The following is a 21,997-nucleotide window of genomic DNA, read 5'->3' as shown; positions in this document are numbered from 1 at the left end:
TTTCGGAACGATGGATACCTTGCTTTCAATGCGCGTGTTTACGCGCATCGTCGAGACAGGCAGCTTCACGCGCGCGTCCGACACGACTGGCCTGACGACGCCGCGCGTGTCCGCTCTGCTGAGCGCGCTCGAACAGCATCTCGGCTGCCGGCTGCTGAACCGCACCACGCGCCGGATCTCGCTCACCGAGGACGGGCAGGCGTACTACGAACGCTCGGTCGCGGTGCTGCGCGAGATCGACGACATGGAGGCATCGGTATCGCAAGCGCGCAACGTGCCGCGCGGCCGCCTGAAGGTGAACCTGCCGCCGGCCATGGCAAAGCAGATCATGGTGCCCGCGCTGCCCGAATTTCTCGCCGCCCATCCGGGCATCATGGTCGAGCTCGGCGTGACCGATCGCCAGATCGACCTCGTCGGCGAAGGCGTCGACTGCGTGGTGCGGATCGGCGCGCTCGACGATTCGGGGCTGGTCGCGAAGCGGATCGGCAGCCTGACCACCTGCACCTGCGCGTCCCCCACGTATCTCGAACGATGCGGCGCACCCGAAACGGTGGACGATCTCGCGCAGCACATCGCGGTCAGCCACATCTCGGCCGATACGGGCCGCCCGCGGCCGTGGGACTATGTCGTCGACGGCGAAGCGCGCATCGTGCAGATGTGCGGCACGGTCGCGGTCAACGACGCCGACACCTACATCGAGTGCGGCGTCGCGGGGATCGGCCTGATCAAGACCTCGCTGTACCTGGTCGAGCCGTATCTGAAATCGGGGCGCCTGCGCGAGGTGCTGACCGATTTCAACCCGCCGCCCCGGCCGATCTCGATCCTGTATCCGCCCAATCGGCATACGCCCGTCAAGCTCAAGGTCTTCGTCGACTGGCTCGCGGGGCTGTTCGCGGAGATTCCGACGCTGCAGGGCAAGCGCTGTTGATACTCGTCGTTGAAGCCCGCCGTTGAATCCCGCTTTTGAATCCGATCCTCCTCGCCACCGCGCGCGCCGCATGAATCACGTGATTTAAGACGGCGTTCAGGACTATTCAGCGCTGTCGATCCAGACTGGTCTCATCGGGCTTCGCGATCCGCGATATCCGCGCCGGGAGCCCGTTTCGAGAGGCGCATCATGAAGATCGCGACCGCCGCAGCGTCCGTCCAGGCCGTCTTCGAAGTCCTCGGCCCGGCGTTGCCGGCGGCCGCATCGCGCTCCCCGGCAACGCGGCCTGCACGCCGTGGGCCCCTATCGCATCCGACATACCGAAGCCCCTCGCCGACACGGTCACCCTCGCGCAGGCGCGGCCGCCCCGTGCGCACGATGTCACGTCACGAACCGCGTTGCGAACCCCGTCACGGGCGGCCGCATGCCGCGTCGCGTCGGCCGGCCTCCGCGCCCGGTCCGACCCCTTTGCGTGGCGCGCAATGCTCGATTGCGCCCCGGACGTATTCCCTTGTTATCGATCGATCAATAATCTTGACGGCAATGCGGCGGCTTCCGTTTCGCCGCGACGGCAATCGCAACGCCCGCCCGACGCACGGGCACCCGATATCTCTTTCCAAGGAGTCGACCATGTCAGCAGAATCCACCCCGCTCGCGCCCCACGGGCACGCGGCCAAGCTCACGCAGGGCCTCATCCTGCTGTTCGCGTTCAGTTGCGGCGCGATCGTCGCGAACCTGTACTACGCGCAACCGATCACCGAACTCATCGCGCCGAGCCTGCACATGTCCGGCGAAACCGCGAGCCTCATCGTGTCGCTGACGCAGATCGGCTATGCGCTCGGCCTGTTCTTCATCGTGCCGCTCGGCGACCTGCTCGAGAACCGCAAGCTGATGATCGTCACGGCCGTCGTGTCGATCGCGAGCCTCGCGGCGGCCGCGGTCGTCCAGACGCCCGGGCTGTTCCTCGCGATTTCGCTGCTGGTCGGCTTCAGTTCCGTCGCCGTGCAGATCCTGGTGCCGCTCGCCGCGCACCTCGCGCCGGATCATTCGCGCGGCCGCGTGGTCGGCACGATCATGAGCGGGCTGCTGCTCGGCATCCTGCTCGCGCGCCCGCTGTCGAGCGTCGTGGCCGACGCATTCGGCTGGCGCTTCGTGTTCGCGGCCGCCGCCGTGCTGATGACGCTCGTGACGGCCGTGCTCGCGCTGACGATCCCGTCGCGCCAGCCCGATCATCGCGCGACCTATTTCGAGCTGATCGGCTCGCTGCTGCATCTGGTCCGCACGATGCCGGTGCTGCGCCATCGCGCGTTCTACCAGGGCCTGATGTTCGCGTCGTTCAGCCTGTTCTGGACCGCCGTGCCGGTCGAGCTGACGCGTCACTACGGGCTGTCGCAATCGGCCATCGGCCTGTTCGCGCTCGTCGGCGCGATCGGCGCGACGTCGGCGCCGGTCGCGGGCCGCCTCGCGGATGCCGGCCATACCGTGCGGGCGACGCTGATCGCGCTGGTCGCCGGCGCACTGTCGTACGCGGTCGCGCTGATCCATGGCGCCGGCCTGTATGGCCTGGTCGTCACGGGCATCGTGCTCGATTTCGCGGTGCAGATGAACATGGTGCTCGGCCAGCGCGAGATCTACGCGCTGCACGCGGCGAGCCGCAACCGCCTGAACGCGCTGTACATGACGAGCATCTTCGTCGGCGGCGCCATCGGCTCCGCACTCGCGAGCCCGCTGTACGAGCATGGCGGCTGGCCGCTCGTCGCCGCGGTCGCCGGCGCGTTCCCGATCGTTGCGCTCGCACACTACCTCGTGATCGGCCGTCCGCACGCGGAACGCCACGCTCAGTCCTGAACCGGCGCCGGCACCGGTTCACGCGCGAATCCCGACCTGGCTATTTGCGCGCCGGAACGCTGCCGGCACGTCACCCGCGTCACTCCCGAACTTTCCGCAGGGCCCGCCGTTGCGCCGGTTACAACCGGACGCTATCGCACGATAAGCGGCGCCGCCGTGCTCCACGCAAAAGGAATCCATCATGTCTTCCCTGCTCAGCCACTACGATCTGCGCGGCCTGCCGCTTCCCAACCGTGTCGTGATGGGGCCGATGACGCGTTCGCGCGCGCCGTCGCGCGGCCAGCCGACCGAACTCATGGCCGAGTACTACGCGCAGCGCGCATCCGCCGGCCTGATCGTGACCGAAGCGACCAACGTCAGCCCGGCCTCCGCATCGTTCGAACTGACGCCGGGGCTCGTCACCGACGAACAGGCGGCCGGCTGGAAGCAGATCACGGACGCGGTCCACGCGAACGGCGGCCGCATCTTCGCGCAGCTGTGGCACGGCGGCCGGGTCAGCTCGCTGACGCTGCTCGGCGGCGATGCGCCGCTGTCGCCGTCGGGCGTCAACGACGATCTCGAGCAGCTGCAGGTGTGGGCGCAGTTGCAGAACGGCTATTACACGAAGATTCACGCGACGCCGTCGCGTGCGATGACGACGGACGAAGTCGCCGGGACGGTCGACGAATTCCGCCAGGCGGCCATCCGCGCGATGGCGGCCGGCTTCGACGGCGTCGAGATCCACGCGGCCAACGGCTACCTGCCGCACCAGTTCCTGTCGTCGACGCTGAACCGCCGCGACGACCGTTACGGCGGCTCGATCGCGAACCGCGCGCGCTTCCTCGAGGAAATCGTCGACGCGGTCGGCGGCGTGATGCCGCTCGACCGCGTGGGCGTGCGCATCTCGCCGTACGCGAAGTACAACAACGTGCGCGACGCGGATCCGGACGCGACGTACGCGTACGTCGGCCGCATGCTCGACGAAGCCGGCGTCGCCTATCTGCACGCGGCCGACACCAACGGCTGGAGCGGCGAGCCCGACCTGCCGCGCATCATCGAGAACACGCGCAAGACCTTCGGCGGCACGCTGATCGTCAACGGCGGCATTGCGCCGGAGGCCGCGAACGCTCTGATCGATGCCGGCGACGCCGATCTCGTCGCGTTTGCGCGCGCGTACATCGCGAACCCCGACCTCGTCGAGCGCATTGCGGCGAATGCGCCGCTCGCCGCGCCGAAGCCGGTCGGCTGGTATGGCGGCGACCGCGCGGGATACGTCGACTATGCGCGTCACGACGCGGCCAGCCGGGCGGCCTGAGCCCCGCTCCGGCGGCGGCCCGATGCGGTCTCGCTCAGGCCGTCGCCGACCTCGGTCGAACCCGTCGTGCCGACCCGCTCACGCGTCGTTCCAGCGCGCGCCCAGCACGCGTCCGCAGAAGTTCGGCCGGTGAAAATCCGGATCGGCGCGCTCGAGCACGTCGGCGCTCCACGTGCCGAACGTCGACGCCGGCCGGTGCGCGACCCCGCGTGCGATCGCGTCGAGGAACGCGCCGCCGAACCCGTCGCCGCGCGGGTACGCGGCGAGCAGCGCCCGCCGCTCGTCGGCCGAATACGCGTCGACGCCGGTTGCCATCAGGTCGGTCGATACGGCGGACGCCAGCACGCGCGCGAGCGGCGACACGCGTGCGGCCACACCGGGCGACGTATGCAGCGCGATCGCGTGCCACACGTCGTCGCGCATGCGCTGCGACGTCTGATGGCGCAGCAGGAACGCCTGCGCGGCATCGGCGCTGTCGAGCTCGTAGCGCTCGGTCGAACGGCCATACGCGGTGCTCAAGCCCATGTTCGCGTACATCGCGGCCACGTACAGCGTATCGGCATCGCAGGTCTCGCTGGCACGTCGCGCGGCAAGCGACGCGAGAACGAACACCCGGCACGCGTGGTCGGTGATCACCTGCGGCAGCGACGCGCATGCCGCTTCGGCGGCTTCGATCGCCATCGGCGTCCGGGGAATGCGGACGCCGGCGACTTCGTCATGGGCCGATGCGCACGTGTGCGCAGAATTCATCTCGTCTCCTTCTGCCCCGCGCCGGGGGCGGGAAATTATCCATTCATCGCGCGGCACGCGCCGGGGTCGCCCGGCCTGCCCGCTGAGCGACGCCATCCTAAAAGACGACACCGGGTTGACCGAATGCTTCGCACTGCTTGACGGACTCTGTCGCGGCCGCATGCAGGCACTGCGCGAAACGACGCCCGTAACCGCGCACGGAACCGGCATCCGGGCCGGCGTCGGCCGCCGCACGCGGCTGTGCCGGCGCGGCCGGACGACGCTGGCCGAATCCGCCGACACCGCCGAATTCGGCCACCGGCGACCACGCGGGGCGGACCGCCAGCGGCGGCGGCGCAAGCGGCGCGAACTCGTCGTCCGCATGCACGACCTTGCCGCCGACGACCGTCAGCACCGACGACAAGGATTTGATCTGCGCGTCGTCGATCGTGAAGTAGTCGTCCGTCAGCACCGCAAAATCCGCATACTGGCCGGGCACCAGCGCGCCCTTGCGGTCGTCCTCGTTCGAGAACCATGCGCTGCCGACCGTATAGCGACGCAGCGCTTCCATCCGGCTGAGCCGGTTGCGTTCGGGGTAGAGCGCCGTGCCGCCGACGGTGCGCCCGGACACCATCCAGTACAGCGACACGAACGGGTTGTAGCTCGCGATGCGCGTCGCATCGGTGCCCGCGCCGACCGGCAGCCCGGCCGCCAGCATCGCGCGGATCGGCGGCGTGCGCGCGGCCGCTTCGGCGCCGTAGCGCGCAATGAAGTACTCGCCCTGGAACGCCATCCGGTGCTGGACCGTCACGCCGCCGCCGAGCGCGGCGATGCGCGCGATGTTCGCATCCGAAATCGTCTCGCAGTGATCGAAGAACCAGCGCAGCCCGTCGAACGGGATGTCGCGGTTCACGGCTTCGAGCACATTGAGGAAGCGGCCGATCGATTCGTCGTAGGTCGCGTGCAGCCGGAACGGCCAGCGGTGCCGCACCAGCAGCCGCACCACCGCGGCCAGCTCAGCCTCGAGCGCGGCGGGCAGATCGGGGCGCGGTTCGAGGAAATTCCCGAAATCGGCTGCCGAATACACCAGCAGTTCGCCGGCGCCGTTCATCCGCAGGAACCCGTCGCCGTCGCCGGGCTGCGCCAGCGTCACCCATCGCGCGTAATCGTCGAGTTCCTGTCCGGCATGCTGCACGAACAGGCTGTAGGCGATGCGCACCGTCAGTTCGCCGCGCTTCGCGAGCGCCATGATCGCGCCATAGTCGTCCGGATAGGCCTGGAAATCGCCGCCCGCGTCGATCGCGCTCGTCACGCCGAGGCGGTTCAGTTCACGCAGGAAGTGCCGCATCGAATTCATCTGCTCGTCGTAGCCGAGCTTCGGGCCCTTCTCGAGCGCCGCATGCAGGATGCCCAGGTCCGGGCGCGCGATCAGCATGCCGGTCGGCCTGCCGAGGCGATCGCGCTGGATTTCGCCGCCGGGCGGATCGGACGTATCGCGGCCATAGCCGATCGCGCGCAGCGCGGCTGCGTTCAGCAGCGCGCTGTCGCCCAGGTGCATGATGAAGACCGGCGTGTCGGGCGCGATCGCGTTGAGCTCGGCCGCCGTCGGCCCGCGCTTTTCCGCGAACTGGAATTCGGTCCAGCCGCCGACGACGCGCACCCACTGCGGCGCAGGCGTGCGCAGCACCTGGCGACGCAGCATGCAGAGCGCATCGGCGAGCGTCGGCACGCCGTCCCAGCGCAGTTCCAGGTTGAAGTTCAGGCCGCCGCGGATCACGTGCAGGTGCGAATCGTTCAGCCCCGGGATCACGGTGCGGCCGTTCAGGTCGATGCGCAGCGTGTCGGCGCGCGCATGGCGCATCACCTCGTGCCCGCTGCCGGTCGCGAGGATCCGGCCGTCCTTCACCGCGAGCGCGGTCACGAACGACTGCCGGTCGTCCTGCGTCGCGATCTTGCCGTTGCATACGATGAGGTCCGCCGTTGCGGCGGATTCCGTCGCCTTAAGCACCGTCCGGCCTCCTGTTTGCGCCGAAAGCCGGCATACGGCCGCACGCGGCATGCACCCGGATTGACGATACACGGACCATCCACTTCCCCTTGAACGTTGATCGATCGGACCGACAGGCTGCGGCGCGATGGCGCGGCTGCGTCCTGCGCGGGCCGGGCGCGCCGTCACGCCACCTGCTGCATCGCATCCGCCGCCTCATGCCGCATCCGCGTACGGCCCGTCGACGGCGTCGTGTCCGGCCGGACGAAGTTCTGCACGCGCGCCAGCCGGCGCACGTCGAACGCACGCGATTGCGGATCGAAATACCCTGACAGACTGGCCAGCAGCGACGAAGCCTGCCCGGTCCGCCCGCGCTCGATCAGGTGATCGGCGAGATCGAGCGTGCCGCGCAGCGCCCACATCGCGGCCCCTTGCCCGTTCGCGGTATGGATCCCCATCAGCAGATGACGATGCCCGTCGGCTTCGCAGGCGATCGCGAGGTCCGCATCGGCGCTGCGTGCCTGTTCGAGCATCGCGAGCCCCCTGGCGCGCAGCAGCTCGGGCACGAACAGGTGCTCGCCGTGCGTGCGGCAGCGCGCGAGCGTCGCGTCGAGCTTCGTGCATGCCTCGGCCGCGCGGCCCGTGCGCGTCAGCCCTTCCGCGTACGCGACGATCAGCGGCGCGAGCGTGCGCTGAAAGCCGCTCGCCTCGATGCGCCGCAGCGCGGGCTCGAGCCGCGCGAGACCGGCACCGGGGTGCCCGGTCTGCATGTCGAACTGCCCGGCAAGACATTCCGCGTGGCCGAGCCAGACGTCGAACCCGTTCGCCTCTGCGGTCGATCGCAGCGTCCCGAGATAATCGGAGATCACGTCGTGATCGCCATAGCGCAATGCAATCGGCACGGCCGCGGCGCCGAGCACCACGCACAACGCCGGCGCCGAATCGCTGCGGCGCGCGCATTCGACCGCCTGCGCCGCCAGTCGCATCGCATATTCCGGGTCGCCCTGCATCCACACGAGCCGCGTCAGCATCGTCCGGCCGAGCGTCGCGACGTCGATCCCGAGCGCCGCCTCTGCACAGGACGGTTCGCCGACCTCGGCCAGTTCGGCCATCGCCGCCTCCAGCCGCTCGCGCGCCTGCGCATGCTCGCCGAAGTAATGCAGCGAGGTCGCAACCATCGCGGTCGCCAGCAGCCGCTGCGACCGGTCGCCCCGCCGCTCCGCGGCGCGCTCGAAGCGCGTCGCGTAGCGCAGCGATTCGTGGATGTCGGAGCGCGTCAGCATCGTGTTCCACAGCCCGACCAGCGCACGCGCGTCGAACGCCTCGTCGCCGATCCGGCCCGCGAGACCGAGCGTCCGGTCCCACATCGCCGCGGCCGTGTGCGTATCGCCGTCGGTATGTAGCAGCGCCGCCGCATAGGCCGCGCGCAGGCGCATTTCGCGCGCCGCATCGATGCCCCCGGCCGCCCCGGCCTCGATTGCGTCGAGCGCTCGCCTCGCCGATATCGAACATTCGCGCATCCGCGCCGGCTCCCGCAACGCGAGCGCCAGCGCGTCCGCTTCCAGCGCGTACGGCTCGGCCGCCGCGGGCTCGCCCGGTGCCGGCGCCGGCTCGCCCGCGGCGAGACGCAGGCTCGCGAGGTCCGCGGCTTGCGCCTGCGTCAGCATCCGCGCTTCCCCCTGCTCGCGTTCGTAGCGCGCATGACGCTCGGCGACGGCTTCGAATTCGCCCTCGTTGTGCAGCTTCTCGAGCGCATACGCGCGCGTCGATTCCGTCAACCGGTAGCGCGCCTGCGCGCCGTCGAACTCGACGGTCACCAGCGACTTCGCGACCAGCTCGCCGAGCACCGCGATCATCCCGGCGGCCGACATGCCGGGGTCCATCGCCACCTCGCGGGCCGCATCGAACGTAAACGGGCCGATGAAGCACGCCATGCGACGAAACAGCGACCGCGCGGCCGCATCCAGCAGCACATAGCTCCAGTCGAACGTCGCCCGCAGCGTCTGGTGGCGCGGCAGCGCCGAGCGCAGCCCGCCCGTCAGCAGGTTCAGCCGGTCGTCGAGACGCGACGCGACCACCTCGAGCCCGAGCGTCGCGACGCGCGCGGCGGCCAGTTCGATCGCCAGCGGCAGCCCGTCGAGGCGCCGGCAGATGTCGCCGATCAGCCTGACGCCGGCCGCGTCGACCTCGCAATCGGGCGTGGCGGCACGAATCCGCGCCAGAAACAGTTCGACGGCCGAATGGCGCACGATCTCGTCGACGGACGCGCTGCCGTCCGGCACCGCCAGCGGGGCCACGCGAAACACGGCTTCGACCGAGATATGAAGCGGCTCGCGGCTCGTCACGAGCACGCGCAGCGGCGCGGCGCGCGACGTCAGCGTTTCGACGAGGTCGGCCACCAGGTCGACGACGTGCTCCGCGTTGTCGAGCACGAGCAGGCCGCGCGAAGCGGCGAATGCGTCGCCGATGCGGTCGGCGGCAGGCACGCCGTCCGTCTCGAGCCCCAGTTCCGCGGCAATCGCGAGCAGCACGTCGTCGCGCGTCGCGGCACTGGCCAGCTCCACGAACAGGCCACGCTCGCCGGATCGGCTGCGCAGCTCGTGCACGACGCGGTTGGCCAGGCTCGTCTTGCCGATGCCGCCCGCACCGACCAGCGTGACGACCGGCGCACGTCCGATCATGTCGACGATCTGCTCGATCTCGGCCTGACGTCCGACCAGCGGAACCGGATGAAAGGCAGCGGCAACCTCGGGCGGACAGTCGGCCGCGCGCGGCGCCGCCGAGTGCGCGACCGGCGGCTGCGCGATCAGCAGGTAGCCGCGGCCCGGCACCGTCTTGATCAGGTCGCGGTTCGCGCCCAGTGCCTTGCGCAACGTCGCGACATGGACCTGCAGCCGGTTTTCCTCGACGATCAGGCCCGGCCAGACGGCATCCATGATGTCGTCCTTCGACACGACGGAACCGTTCGCGCGATGCAGTACTTCAAGGATGTCGAGCGCGCGTGCGCCGATCCGCAGCGACGCGCCGTGATGGCGAATGTCGCGCTGCTCGAAATCCACCGACAAATGCCCGATCTGGATCATGGCCGCCTCCAGGTTCCCCACGATGACCGCCATGTGAACGCACGGTTCACCGGGGCGGGAGTCCGCACCCGGCCAGCCCTGCAGGCCGGGCGCAAAGTCTCAAAAAGTGGGCCGAGTGTAAACGCGGGTTAAACAAAAATCTTGAAGGAAAATGCGCTGGCGCCGTGCAGAAAGGTATGCCGCCAAACCCGCGGCGCGCGATTGCAAATGGGGCAGCATCGATCGGAATCGCGCCTTCGCTGGCCGGCCGGGCCTGGCGCGGCATGGATCGACCGCCTCAAGCATTCCGTCAGCCAGCGGACATTTATTCAAGTTATCTTGGGCCTGTCGGCCGTGCTATACACTGCACGCAACCAGGATGCTCGCGCACCGCACCCCATCGAAGGATCGTTCCACCATGCCAGCCCCCCTCGCCGCGCCACCGGCGCCCACGCCGAAAGACACGCTCGGATGCATCTCGACCCTGTTGTCCAAGGATATTGAAAGGTCGGTCGGCGGCCTGACGCTGCACCGCAAATGCATGCGCGACGAGCAATTCGAGCGCATCGAGATGGCGGCCAGCGACCGCGGCTTCCTGATCGGCGTGTCGCTGAATGGCGGGCACCGGCGCACGATCTACGGCGGGGCCGGCAAATCCGAGCGGCGGTTTCAAAACAACTCGATCTACATTCGCGACTTTTCCCGGAATTTCCGCGCCGACCTGTACGGCAAGTTCGACTTCCTGCTCGTCGAGCTGTCGCGCAGCTACCTCGACCGTCTCGGCCGCGAGCACGACGGAACGGAAATCGGCGGCCTGACTTGCGCGCCCGACACGCAGGACGCGGTGCTGGGCCATCTCGCGCACGCCGTCGCCCACAGCCTCGACGCGCCGGGCGCGCTGAACACGCTGTTCGTCGAGCAGATGGGGCTCGCGATCGGCACGCATCTCGCATGCCGCTACGGCAATGCGCACGCGCGCGACCTGCAGCGCAAGGGCCTGCTGTCGCCGGCCAAGGCCGCGCTCGCGAAGGAACTGCTGATGGAAAAGGCCAACCTCGGCGTATCGATCGAGGAAGTGGCCAACGAATGCGATCTGTCGCGCGGCTATTTCATCCGGGCGTTCTCGCGCACGACGGGCCGCACGCCGCATCAATGGCTGCTCGAACAGCGCGTGATCCGCGCCCGGCAACTGATCGAGACGACCGACATGACGCTCGCGGAAATCGCGGCCGCCTGCGGCTTCGCGGACCAGAGCCACCTGAACCGCGTGTTCGCGCGCATCGTCGGCCATCCGCCCGGCGCATGGCGGCGCGAACTGTCGCGCTGAAGCAGCCGCCACGCGCGCGCCATGCGCGTCATTGAAGCGGCGTCGCGTCGTAATTGACCGGCACCCAGTCGTACTGCTCCCCGTCCCTGCGCAGATGCCCGAGCCCGGGAAACGCGATGTGCGCGGCACCGACCAGATAACGCTTGTCCGCGACGCGCTTCAGCGTAGCGCGCCGGGTGCGGCGCGCCGCATCGGCATCGCTGTCGTACTGGACGGTCGCGTCCGGATCCTGCAACTGGATCGCCGCGACGTGCACGATGTCGCCCCACGCGAGCAGCCCCGCGTTGCCGCTCTCGATCAGATAGGCCGTATGGCCCGGCGTATGGCCGGGCATCGGCACCGCGCGAATGCCGGGGGCGAGCGTCGCTTCGCCGCGAAAGGTCTTGAAGCGTCCGGCCGCGACGTACGGCGCGACCGACGCGGCCGCCGCATCGAAAAACGACGCGAGGAACGCCGGCGCCTGTGCCTTGTTGTCCGGATCGAGCCAGTAATTCGCTTCGATCTCGTTCACGCGAACGACCGCATTCGGAAAGGTCATCCTGCCGTTCGACGCAATGCCGCCGACATGATCCTTGTGCAGGTGCGTGAGCAACACTTCGTCGATCTGCTCCGGCGCATAGCCGGCCGCGCGCAGGTTCGCGAGCAGCTTGCCGCAGCAGTCGCCATACAGCACGCCGGCGCCCGCATCGACGAGAATCCGCTTCGATCCCGTATCGACCAGGAACGCGTTGATCGACCCCTGTACCGGCGGCTCGAGAAACTCCCGATCGAGATCGCGCCGGATGTCGTCTTTCGACACATCGCGGAAGACCGTATCGACCGGAAACGGATGCGTGCCGTCGGACAGCGCGACGATCCGGAGGTCGCCGAGCTTCTGCCGATAGAAACCGGGGGCCTGGTTGCCGCCGCCCGGCTCGCCCGCGAACGCGACCGATGCGAGGATGCCGGTGCACCACGCGATGAGCAGCATGCGGCCCGAGCGCGCCGCGCGCATGCGCCAGTTCAGGTTCTTCATGTCCGTTTCCCGGGTTGCGTATCGACGTTGCGCGCCGCCCGGCCGGCCCGGCCGGCGAGATGCACGCGACACCGAGCTTACCGGCCGGATTCTCAATAATCCTGAGCGGGACATGAATCGTTCTGAAGGCCGGGCCCCGGCGGCGCCGGCCCGGATTCAGGCGGCCCGGTCACGCGCGTGCTGCGCGGCAATCAATGCATCGCGAAAGACGGCAGCCGGCTGCGCGCCGCTGACGACCGACAGCCCGATGCGCGTCGACGGCACCGACGCGACGCCTTCGCGCACCGCCTGCGCTTCGAGCGCGACCACCGCGTCGAGCCCTTCGCCGGACGCCAGGAACGCACGCACCGCGTCGCCCGGCAAACCGGCGCCGGCCGCAATCTCGACCAGCACGTCCGCGTCGCCGATATCGCGGCCGTCGCGAAAATACGCGGCAAACAACGCGTCGACGAGCGCGACCGCGCTGCCGCGTTGCTGGGCGAACAAGACGAGCCGGTGTGCAAGCCGCGTGTTCGGCGTGCGTGCGATCCGCGCATGATCGAACACGAGGCCGGCCGCCCGGCCGGCCTCGGCCACATGCGCGTCGAGTGCCTGCGAACGCGCCCAGCTGCCGAACTTCGCGCTCCGGTACGCCTTGCGGTCCATGCCGCCGGCCGGCATCGACGGGTTCAGTTCGAACGGCACGAACCGGACGCTCACGTGGCCGGCCAGGCCGGCTTCGTCGATCGCCTCCGCGAGCCGGTGCTCCGCGATCCAGCACCACGGGCAGATGAGGTCGTAGATCACCGTTACTTCGAGGGGTTTCATCGCAGGCTCCTTCCTGTACATTGCAGTCCGGAAGATAGCGCGTGCGGGCCGACGATAGAATGCGAACGGCACGCAATGCATCGTTGCGGCGCGCACAAAGGCACAAAGACACGAAGTCACAAAGGCGACGACATGGACAAATTCTCCGCGCTGCGCGCGTTCGTGGAAGTAGCGGAAGCCGGCGGCTTCTCGAGCGCGGGACGGCGCCTCGAGCTCGCGGCGTCGTCGGTGGTGCGCGCGGTGGATGCGCTCGAGGCGTCGCTCGGCACCGTGCTGCTGAACCGCACGACGCGACAGGTCACGCTGTCCGATGCCGGCTCCGTGTACTACGCCCGCGCGAAGCGGCTGCTCGAGGAACTCGCGGAAGCCGACGCACTGGTTTCCGATCGCGGCGACGAGCCGTCCGGACCGCTGCGCGTGTCGGTGCCGGTCGCGTACGGCGTGCGCCGCATCGCGCCGCACGTCGCGGCCTTCCTCGCACGCTATCCGAAGCTCGACCTCGACCTGCAGCTCACCGACGAACGCGTCGATCTCGTCGCCGGTCGGATCGACGTCGCGATCCGGCTCGGCGAAGCGGCGCCGTCCGCGGAAGTCGTCGCGCGGCCGCTCGGCACGTTCCAGCGCTATGTGGTCGCGAGCCACGACTACCTCGATGCGCACGGCACGCCATCGGCGCCGGGCGAGCTGGTCGATCACGGGTGTCTGCGCTTTCACTTCGGCGGCGACCAGCAGGCGTGGACGTTTGCCGATGCGCACGGCACGACGAAAGTGCTCGTCGCCGGGCGCCTGAAGTCGAATCACAGCGAGGTGTTGCGCGATGCCGTGCTCGACGGCGCCGGCATCGCGCTGCTGCCTGACTGGCTGGTCGATGCCGACGTGCAATCGGGCCGCCTGCGCAGGCTCTTCGAACAGTACGACGTCACGCCCGATGCGGCGCGCTCGGTCGTCACCGCGCTCTACCTGCCGAATCAGCGCGGCTCGAAGCGCGTGACGGCGTTCATCGATTTTGTCGAAGCGCTGGCGCGCGCGCAGCACTGAGCCGCGCGGCGCGGCGCGCCGCATTACCAGCCGAACTTCGCTTCCATGCCGACATAGTCGGCATTGCGCGCACCGAGCGCGCGAATCGAGTTGGCGATCTGGAAGTGCACCGCCTCGACGGCTAGCGCCACGTTCGCATTGACGAGCCAGTCCACGCGGGCCTGCGCATACATGCCCGTCCACGAACCGCCCTTGCCGGCCGTGCCCGGCACCGCCGACATCCCTTGCCCGTAGATCGCGTCGGCTGTCGACTCGCGCCACTGGAAACCGACCGCGGTCAGCACCGTCACGTTGCTGGCCGGCTTGAACGTCAGCGAAGGCTTCACGTGAATCAGGTTGCTGTAGCCGGTGTAGCCGGCCAGCGTGAAGTAATAGCCGTTCGGGAACAGCGGGTTGAAGGTGCCCATGCGCCCGTCGCCGGGATGCTTGTCGCCCGACGCGCCGTCGACCTGGATGCCGATGCGCGGCGTGCCCGCCGTCTTCGTGAACGTATAGCCCCCCAGCGCGCCGAACGCCCACGCACCGATCGTGTCCTGCCCGATGTGCCCCGTCTGGAGCATCGCCTCGACGTCCCAGTCGAGCCGGCCGGATTTGCCCGCGTAGCGCATGTCGAACACGTCGCGCCGCTCGGTGCCGGCCCCCGCGAGATAACGCGCGTTGTCGCGCGTATAGCGCGACCAGTAGGCCGACAGGTCGCCGGGGCCCGTGCCGCTGCGCTCGACGCGCACGCCGTCGAATCGCAGGTGCCGGTTCGACACGTCGTCGAACACCGCGTCGTTGCGATATTGCACCGGGCGCGTCACATAGCCGATCAGCCGCCATTTGCCGATTTCGTAGTTCGCCCACAGCGCGTCGAACGCCTGGCGCACGTTCGGCCCGTCGCGCACCGACACGAACCGCTGCAAGTCGAACGCCATCTCCTGCCGGCCGATGCGGGCCTTGAGCGTGCCGCCGCCAATTTGATCGACATACGCGACGAACGCCTGCTCGATATCGAGCTGATCCTTGTCGACGGGCCCGACCGTATCCTTGCCGAACGGCCGCGCATCGACGAACTGGACGAACGCCTGGAAATGCCCGGCATAACGCAGATCCGCATGCACCGTCGCACGCTGGATCACGTAATTGTCGTCATGCGCGGCGCCGAGCCCGAACAGCGGCGCGTTGTTCAGCTCGAAGCGCTCGCGCAGGTTCGCGCCGAGCGACAGGTAGGTCGACGGGTCGGCGCCCAGCGGGATGTACTTCAGCGCATCGAGCGGCTTGCGCGGCACGCACGGATCCGCGAGTGCCGACCAGTCTTCCTGCCAACGGTTGAACAGCACGGTCGGCCGCTTGGCCGTACACGTCGCGCCGGCGGTCGAGGCCGGCGCCGCGGCATCGGCCGCCGCGGCTTCCTCGGCGCCGGCCGCCGTCCCGGCGCACGTCGCGACGCCGCCCGCCAGCACGGCGGCCGGCAGCACGCGCCGCCACGCCCGTCTCATCGGCCGGCGGCCCATCATTTCGACCGCGCGTGGATCTCGGCGACGTAGCCGCCCGGGAACTGCACGAGCGCCGCATCGCGCCCGTCCGACGTGAACGTCGGCACCAGCACGGTCACGCCCGCGGCCTGCGCCTGCTTCAGCGTCGCGGCCAGATCCTGCACTTCATAGCCGGTCATCTCGCGGCCGAACGGGTAAGGCAGATGGCCGTCAGTAGCCAGCACGGTCATCTTGCCGAAGCCCGACTCGATGCGGATGCGGCGATACGTGTCGTTCGGCCGGCCGATCTCGATGCCCGGCGCCTTGCGCACGTCGGACACGACCTTGCCGCGCGAGAACGCGACGAAGTCGTGCACCAGCTTGCTCGCGCTTTCCGGCGACACGTACACGCGGTTTTCCGGCACCGTCTGCAGCGGGTCATACTTCGGCGCCTGGGTGTGCCAGTAGAGTTGCATGTTCACGCCGCCCGGCCAGCGGACGATCGCGTCGCGGCCGATCGGATCGGGGAACGTGTCGACGATCACGTCCGCGCCGTGCGCGCGCGCCGACTTCACCGCGACGTCCATGTCGGTGACGAGATAGCCGGTGCGCTCCTCGCAGAACGGATACGGAATCGGCGTCTTGAAGCCGAACACCGAGACCGTGCCGACCGGCGTCAGCACCAGCTGCGACATCGTCTGGCTCGGCGTCGGCGTGACCTGGAACACGCCCTGCTTCGACTTCTTGCCGCCGAACGTCGCGACGAAGCTGTCGGTGAAGCGGTCGAAATCCTCCGGTGCGACGCACACGTGCGTCGTGTCGTATTGCGGGCCGACCGCGACGGCCGGCACCTTCGCGGACGAGGTCTCCAGCAGGCGCGTCTCGTCGGCATGAGCCGGTGCGGTCGCCAGCAAAGCGCCGAGCACGGCCGTCGACGCGGCCGTCATCCGCAATACTTGTCGCAACTTCAGTGCAAACATCGAATTCTCCTTGAAAGTGGCAAGCGCAGCCGTATGCTGCGCGCGCATTCAGCGTGACGTCGGCCGCGTGTCGGGCCGACCGGATTGATAGGCGAGGAAGCACAGCGCGGCGAGCGGCAGCGCCAGTGCCCAGAAGGCGGCGAACACATAGGCCGCCGCCCCCGCGCCCGCCCCGAGCGCAAAGCCCGCGACCGGCGGCAGCGTGCGCCGCAGCCGCACCCGCGCGGCGTCCCGTTCGGCTGGCGCTGCGAGCGGCACGAGCCAGTCGAACGCATCGATCACTGCCTGCGTGACATTGCCCGTCATCACCGTGTTGGCGACGACCGAGCGGGCCGTCAGCCGGCCGTGCGCGTTCTGGACACCCATCGCCGCGGCGCCGAGCAGGCCGCACAGGATCGTCCTCGGCGCGTCGGCGTCGGCGATCGGCGATGCCATCACGCCGGCCAGCATGAACCCGGCCAGCAGCACGGCCTGCAGCGCATACAGCGAACGTGCGCGCACGCCATGGCCCAGCACGCGCATCCGATGGTCCAGCACGCGCGCGCCGACGATGCCGGCGATGAAGGCCGGAAACGCGAGCCACTTGATCACGAGCCCTTGCCCGACGCCCGCCAGCCCCGAACCGATCAGGATGAAGTTGCCGGTGACGTGCGCGGTGAACAGGCCGAACAGCGCGACGAAGCCGAGCGTGTCGACATAACCGGCGATCGACGCGAGAAACACGTCCTCGCCGCGCACGTGATCGGGCGCGGCGGCGGCGGCGCCCGCGGTTACTTGCTGCGAAGGCATGAGCCGGTTTCCTGGAATGTGTCGACTGCGTCGGCGCCCGACGAGATCAGATAAAGCATGTTCCGCTCCGGTTTCACCGACCGGTCCGGCTTGCCGACTGGCATCCGGCCCATGCGGCGGTTCGGAAGCTAGAGTAGTGAAGGCCGGCCTGAATGTCTTGGCGGCGGCCTGAAATTTTCTGAATCCGCCTGCTCGCGCGCAGGACGGAGGCGCCGGTCCGGTTCGACGCAGGGCGATCCCGCAAGGAATTCAGCGCCGCAACAAAAGCCGCGCTGCAAACCGTATTCGCGGCCCCGATCGTGTTATTTTTCGATCGATAGTTTAGGCATGCGCGCCATCAGGAGCCGACGAATGACCGAAAGAAAACGCAGCACGCCGGCCCGCGAGCCCGGGACCGACACCGACGGCAACGCCGTCACGCCGGGCCGCCGGCTCGCGCCGGAAGCGCGCGAGCGTCAGATCGTCGAGAAGGCGATCGAGCACTTCGCGACGCACGGCTTTTCCGGCAGCACGCGCGAGCTCGCGCGGCAGATCGGCGTCACCCAGCCGCTGCTGTACCGGTACTTTCCGAGCAAGGAAGCGCTGATCGATCGTGTCTACGACGAGATCTATACGTGGGATCCCGACTGGGAAAAGCTGATCGCCGATCGCGCGGTCCCGCTGCAGGAGCGGCTCGTCGCGTTCTACCGCGCGTACGCGCAAACCATCCTGCGGCGTGAATGGATCCGCACCTTCATCTTCGCAGGGCTCAGCCGCGAGGGGTTCAACACGCGCTACCTGTCGCGGCTGCGCGAACGCGTATTCCTGCCGGTGCTGCGCGAGCTACGGTACGAATACGACATCGCCACGCCGGCGACGGAGGCCCAGCGCAATGCGGAAATCGAACTGGTCTGGAGCCTGCACGCGAGCATCTTCTATTTCGGCGTCCGCAAATGGGTCTACGGCCTGCCGGTGCCCGACGATCTCGATACCGAAATCGAACGGCTGATCGACGCATTCCTGCACGGCACGCCCGCTACGCTGAAGCAGCTCGCGTCGGGCGCGACCGGCCGGCGCCGCCGGCGCGCGTGACGCGGCGGCGGCCGGCGATCGCGCGCGGATCGCGTGCAACTGCGGCGCGACGCTCGATGACGGTCGAATCGGCATCCGGCATTTTCGCACTCGGGCTCCTTGGTCGGTCGCGCCGACCGTCGGACCGCCGCTTGCGGCGCGATTCACGCGATTCACGCGACGATCAAGGGGCACCGGCCACCAGGCAACAACGTGATCGTGATGCAGCGGTCGACGCCCGGCCGCGCGCGCTACCAGACGAATTCAGAACAATTTATCCGGCACGCCGCGCGCTTCGCCTATCCTCGACAAGTATTCGCGCCCGCGCCTGCCGTGCGCGGGACGAACCGGACAGGGACCGTCACATGACCATCGCCACGCCTTCGATCACCCATCACACCGTCACCGCGAACGGCATCCGCCAGCATTACATCGATGCCGGCAGCGGGCCCGTCGTCGTGCTGCTGCACGGTTTCCCGGAAACCAGCTTCGCATGGCGCTTCCAGATCCCCGCGCTGGCGCAGCGCTACCGCGTGATCGCGCCCGACCTGCGCGGCTACGGCGAAACCGACAAGCCGGCCGCCGGCTACGACAAACGCAACATGGCGCGCGACCTCGCCGAACTGCTCGACACGCTCGGCATCGGCCGCATCGCGCTCGTCGGGCACGACCGCGGCGCACGCGTCGCAACGCGTTTCTCGAAAGACTTCCCCGAACGCGTCGACCGGCTCGTCGTGATGGACAACGTGCCGACGCGCATCGTCGCGCAGAACATGACCGCGCAAACGGCGCGCGCGTACTGGTTCTTCCTGTTCCACCAGGTGCCGGACCTTCCCGAGGCGTTGATCGCCGGCAAGGAAGCCGAATGGCTGAGTTATTTCTTTTCCGACTGGTGCTACAACCCGCACGCGATCTCCGGCGACGCGTTCGACACGTACGTGCGCGCGTATCGACGCCCGGGCGCCGTGCGCGGCGCACTGGCCGACTATCGCGCGAACGCGGAAGACGTGAAGCAGGATCTCGTCGATGCGGACGTCCGGATCGCATGCCCGACCATGGCCATCTGGGGCGAGGATTTTTATGCGGTCGGCAAGATGTTCGACATGAAATCCGTGTGGGAAAGCATGGCGACGAACCTGCGTGCCGAGCCGATCGCGCAGTGCGGCCACCTGCCGCAAGAGGAGCAGCCGGAGCGCGTGAACGCGCTGCTGCTCGACTTCCTGCAGCACTGGGAAGGCTGAACCGCCGCGCGCGCGAAGGATCATCGGGAGAAAGCAATCATGAGCGACGTTTCGGGCCCGCTGGCGGTCGTCATCGGCGGATCGGTGGGCGGGCTTTTCACGGCCACCGCGCTGCGGGCGGCCGGATGGCGCGTCAAGGTCTTCGAGCAATCGCCGAACGACCTCGACAGCCGCGGCGGCGGCATCGTGCTGCAAGCGCCGATCGAACGCGCATTCACGTTCGGCGGCGTGCCCGTGCCGCGCGATGCGGGCGTCGATTCGGTCGACCGGATCTATCTCGACGAACACGACCGGATCGTGCAACGCCTGTACATGCCGCAAACGCAGACCGCGTGGAACGTGATCTACACGGCCCTGAAGCGCGCGCTGCCCGCCGGCGTCGTGCACGCCGGCGTATCGTTCGAGCGGTTCGCGCAGGAAGGCGACCGCGTGATCGCGCATTTCGCGGACGGCCGCGTCGAGCAGGCCGACCTGCTGGTCGGCGCCGACGGCGGCCGCTCGAACGTCCGCGCGCAACTGCTTCCCGACACGCGGCCCGCGTACGCGGGTTATGTCGCGTGGCGCGGGCTCGTCGACGAGCATCTGCTTCCCGAAACGGCACTGCGGGTGCTGCGCGACCGCTTCACGTTTCAGCAAGGCGACGCGCATCTGTTCCTGACCTATCTGGTGCCCGGCCGCGACGGCGCGATCGAACCGGGCAAACGACGCGTGAACTGGGTCTGGTACCGGCGGCTCGCAGCGGATCGCCTGCCGTCGCTGTTCCTCGCGCAGGACGGCACGCAGCGCGACGGGTCGCTGCCGCCCGGCGCGATGCGGGACGACAACCGGCTCGAACTCGTGGATGCCGGCCGCCGGATGCTTGCGCCGACGCTCGCCGCGCTCGTCGATGCAACGCAGGCACCGTTCGCGCAGGCGATCCTGGATCTCGCGGTCGAGCGCATGGCGTTCGGCCGCGCGGTGTTGCTCGGCGACGCGGCCTGCCTCGTCCGGCCGCACACGGCCGCCGGCGTCGCGAAAGCGGCGGAGAATGCGGTCGGTCTCGCCGACGCGCTGCGCGGCGTCGTGCGCGGCCCTGCGTTCGATGCGGCGCTGTCGGGCTGGGAGGCCCGTCAGCTTGCCGCCAATGCGTCGCTGTCCGAACTCGGCATCTCGCTCGGCAACCGGATCATGGGGCGCGCGTGACCGGCGATCGGACGCGCGGTGCATCGTTCGATCATGCGATGGTCTTCGACATACCGCCGTCGACCTGCAACGCGGTGACGAACCTCTTATTTTTCAGATGCTCGAACCGGGCGCCGATTTCATTCGAACGCGACGACGTTCTCCTGATCCGGTCGCGCCGGGTCGCCCGACGAGGCCCACGTCGGGCTTGAAACCGTGAAGCCACACGGGCGTCTTACCGCTGCACCGCCTCAACCCGCCGCAACCAACGAATTAAACGACGTATCCCAGAACGGCGCGACATTCGCCGGTCCGTCCAGCACGCCGATACGAGCGAACACATCCGCGACCTGCTGATGCTGCGCCACCACGTCGGGCGTCACCGGCAGCAGCGCATAGTCGTCGCTGCGCTGCTCGAACATCGCGACGAGATCGGCAACCGGCACGCGCGTCTCGCGGTTCTGCACGAGCGCATAGTCGCGGAAATGCCCGTTCGCCCACGCATACGCACGTCGGAACCGCAGCAGCAGATCGCCCGTCGCTGCTCGACGGCGCGCATCGTCGAGCGTGCGCGGGTTCGCGTAGACCGGAAAATTGCCCGACAGATAACCCTTCCCCGTCTTCAGCACGCGCGCGCCGTAGCGATTGCGCGCGAGCTGGCCGTTGTAGCCGTAGATCGCCCACGCGTCGATGTCGCCGCGATCGTAAGCGGACAACCCATCCGTCGGCGACAGGTTGATCGGCTGGATGTCGTCGAAGCTCAAGCCGGCCTCCGCCAGCTGGCGATACAGGAAATAGTGCGACGTCGTCGCGCGCACGTAGCCGACGCGCTTGCCCTTCAGTTCCGCGATGCCGCGGATCGGCGTGTCCTTGCGCGCGAGCGTGACCTGGTTGTTCAGGTCTTCGCGTGCGCGGGAGATGAACCGCACATTGGCCTTCTGGCGCGCCGCGAACACCGCCGGAATTTCGCTACCCGAACCGATATCGAGCGCATCCGCATTGAGCGCCTCGATATGCAGCACGCCGTTGTTCAGCTCGCGCCATTCGATCCGGTACGGTGTGTCGCCGAGGCCGGCCGCCTGCAGCAGCGCGCGCCAGCCGCCCTTGTAGGTCGCGACGCGCAAGGTCGTGCCGGCGAGATCGGCATTGACGGCCGGCGCAGCGAACGCGGCCCTTGCGGAAAACGGGGCCAACGGGGCCGACACGACCGCGGCACCGGCGAGCAGCAGGCGGCGGCGCGCCGCCGAAATTGACGACATCGGATGCTCCTGTCAGTCGGATAGG

17 protein-coding genes are annotated in these 21,997 nt (G+C 68.7%); 8 read left to right on the top strand and 9 right to left on the bottom strand.

Annotated features, from left to right (window positions below):
• Positions 1–10: 10 nt before the first annotated feature.
• From KVT39_RS12790 to KVT39_RS12780, 3 genes are all read left to right on the top strand, one after another.
• On the top strand, positions 11–928 hold the full coding sequence (locus tag KVT39_RS12790; protein WP_034184382.1) for a LysR family transcriptional regulator: 918 nt from the start codon (positions 11–13) through the stop codon (positions 926–928).
• Positions 929–1,558: 630 nt separating this feature from the next.
• Positions 1,559–2,776 (top strand): MFS transporter, encoded by a 1,218-nt coding sequence (locus KVT39_RS12785; protein ID WP_217589219.1) that lies wholly within the window; start codon positions 1,559–1,561, stop codon positions 2,774–2,776.
• 181 nt (positions 2,777–2,957) lie between these two features.
• On the top strand, positions 2,958–4,070 hold the full coding sequence (locus tag KVT39_RS12780; protein ID WP_131949554.1) for an alkene reductase: 1,113 nt from the start codon (positions 2,958–2,960) through the stop codon (positions 4,068–4,070).
• 78 nt (positions 4,071–4,148) lie between these two features.
• Here KVT39_RS12780 and KVT39_RS12775 read toward each other — a convergent pair whose 3' ends face one another.
• The 3 genes from KVT39_RS12775 to KVT39_RS12765 all read right to left on the bottom strand — a co-directional run bounded on the left by KVT39_RS12775 (position 4,149) and on the right by KVT39_RS12765 (position 9,869).
• The gene (locus KVT39_RS12775; RefSeq protein ID WP_131949555.1) at positions 4,149–4,820 is read right to left on the bottom strand and encodes a phosphohydrolase; all 672 of its coding nucleotides are present in this window, start codon (positions 4,818–4,820) and stop codon (positions 4,149–4,151) included.
• A 97-nt stretch (positions 4,821–4,917) separates the two neighbouring features.
• Complete coding sequence (locus KVT39_RS12770) at positions 4,918–6,807, bottom strand: amidohydrolase (RefSeq protein WP_243566936.1); 1,890 nt, start codon at positions 6,805–6,807, stop codon at positions 4,918–4,920.
• 164 nt (positions 6,808–6,971) lie between these two features.
• Positions 6,972–9,869, bottom strand: a complete 2,898-nt coding sequence (locus tag KVT39_RS12765) for a winged helix-turn-helix domain-containing protein (RefSeq protein ID WP_217589217.1) — start codon at positions 9,867–9,869, stop codon at positions 6,972–6,974.
• Between the two features lie 397 nt (positions 9,870–10,266).
• Between KVT39_RS12765 and KVT39_RS12760 the strand changes: the two genes are divergently transcribed.
• Positions 10,267–11,175: an AraC family transcriptional regulator gene (locus tag KVT39_RS12760; RefSeq protein ID WP_105392464.1), complete on the top strand. Its 909-nt coding sequence runs from the start codon at positions 10,267–10,269 to the stop codon at positions 11,173–11,175.
• A 28-nt stretch (positions 11,176–11,203) separates the two neighbouring features.
• Here the strand turns inward: KVT39_RS12760 and KVT39_RS12755 are convergent, their stop codons facing one another.
• Both KVT39_RS12755 and KVT39_RS12750 read right to left on the bottom strand, forming a co-directional pair.
• Positions 11,204–12,190: an MBL fold metallo-hydrolase gene (locus KVT39_RS12755; protein ID WP_254640460.1), complete on the bottom strand. Its 987-nt coding sequence runs from the start codon at positions 12,188–12,190 to the stop codon at positions 11,204–11,206.
• Positions 12,191–12,346: 156 nt separating this feature from the next.
• Complete coding sequence (locus KVT39_RS12750; RefSeq protein ID WP_217589215.1) at positions 12,347–12,997, bottom strand: DsbA family oxidoreductase; 651 nt, start codon at positions 12,995–12,997, stop codon at positions 12,347–12,349.
• Between the two features lie 132 nt (positions 12,998–13,129).
• Here KVT39_RS12750 and KVT39_RS12745 point away from each other — a divergent pair, with 132 nt between their 5' ends.
• Positions 13,130–14,035: a LysR family transcriptional regulator gene (locus KVT39_RS12745; RefSeq protein ID WP_217589213.1), complete on the top strand. Its 906-nt coding sequence runs from the start codon at positions 13,130–13,132 to the stop codon at positions 14,033–14,035.
• Positions 14,036–14,058: 23 nt separating this feature from the next.
• Here KVT39_RS12745 and KVT39_RS12740 read toward each other — a convergent pair whose 3' ends face one another.
• From KVT39_RS12740 to KVT39_RS12730, 3 genes are read right to left on the bottom strand one after another with little or no spacing between them, the layout of a single operon-like run.
• A complete protein-coding gene (locus tag KVT39_RS12740) occupies positions 14,059–15,516 on the bottom strand; it encodes an alginate export family protein (protein ID WP_243566939.1) in 1,458 nt (485 codons plus the stop codon).
• A 14-nt stretch (positions 15,517–15,530) separates the two neighbouring features.
• Complete coding sequence (locus tag KVT39_RS12735; RefSeq protein ID WP_034184659.1) at positions 15,531–16,472, bottom strand: hypothetical protein; 942 nt, start codon at positions 16,470–16,472, stop codon at positions 15,531–15,533.
• A 48-nt stretch (positions 16,473–16,520) separates the two neighbouring features.
• The gene (locus KVT39_RS12730) at positions 16,521–17,261 is read right to left on the bottom strand and encodes a YoaK family protein (RefSeq protein ID WP_105392429.1); all 741 of its coding nucleotides are present in this window, start codon (positions 17,259–17,261) and stop codon (positions 16,521–16,523) included.
• 351 nt (positions 17,262–17,612) lie between these two features.
• Here KVT39_RS12730 and KVT39_RS12725 point away from each other — a divergent pair, with 351 nt between their 5' ends.
• From KVT39_RS12725 to KVT39_RS12715, 3 genes are all read left to right on the top strand, one after another.
• Positions 17,613–18,332, top strand: coding sequence for a TetR/AcrR family transcriptional regulator (locus KVT39_RS12725; protein WP_034184391.1), 720 nt, complete (start codon positions 17,613–17,615; stop codon positions 18,330–18,332).
• Between the two features lie 344 nt (positions 18,333–18,676).
• Positions 18,677–19,552 carry an alpha/beta fold hydrolase gene (locus tag KVT39_RS12720; protein WP_217589211.1) on the top strand — a complete coding sequence of 292 codons (876 nt, stop codon included), beginning with the start codon at positions 18,677–18,679 and terminating at the stop codon, positions 19,550–19,552.
• 39 nt (positions 19,553–19,591) lie between these two features.
• Complete coding sequence (locus KVT39_RS12715) at positions 19,592–20,734, top strand: FAD binding domain-containing protein (RefSeq protein WP_217589209.1); 1,143 nt, start codon at positions 19,592–19,594, stop codon at positions 20,732–20,734.
• Between the two features lie 230 nt (positions 20,735–20,964).
• Here KVT39_RS12715 and KVT39_RS12710 read toward each other — a convergent pair whose 3' ends face one another.
• Positions 20,965–21,972 (bottom strand): ABC transporter substrate-binding protein, encoded by a 1,008-nt coding sequence (locus tag KVT39_RS12710; protein WP_034184394.1) that lies wholly within the window; start codon positions 21,970–21,972, stop codon positions 20,965–20,967.
• Positions 21,973–21,997: the final 25 nt, after the last annotated feature.

It is taken from the genome of Burkholderia sp. GbtcB21 (assembly GCF_019091065.1).
Taxonomy (GTDB): Bacteria; Pseudomonadota; Gammaproteobacteria; order Burkholderiales; family Burkholderiaceae; genus Burkholderia; species Burkholderia pyrrocinia_C.
The sequence above is the reverse complement of the archived record's forward strand: the minus strand, read 5'-3'. Positions and strand labels throughout refer to the sequence as shown.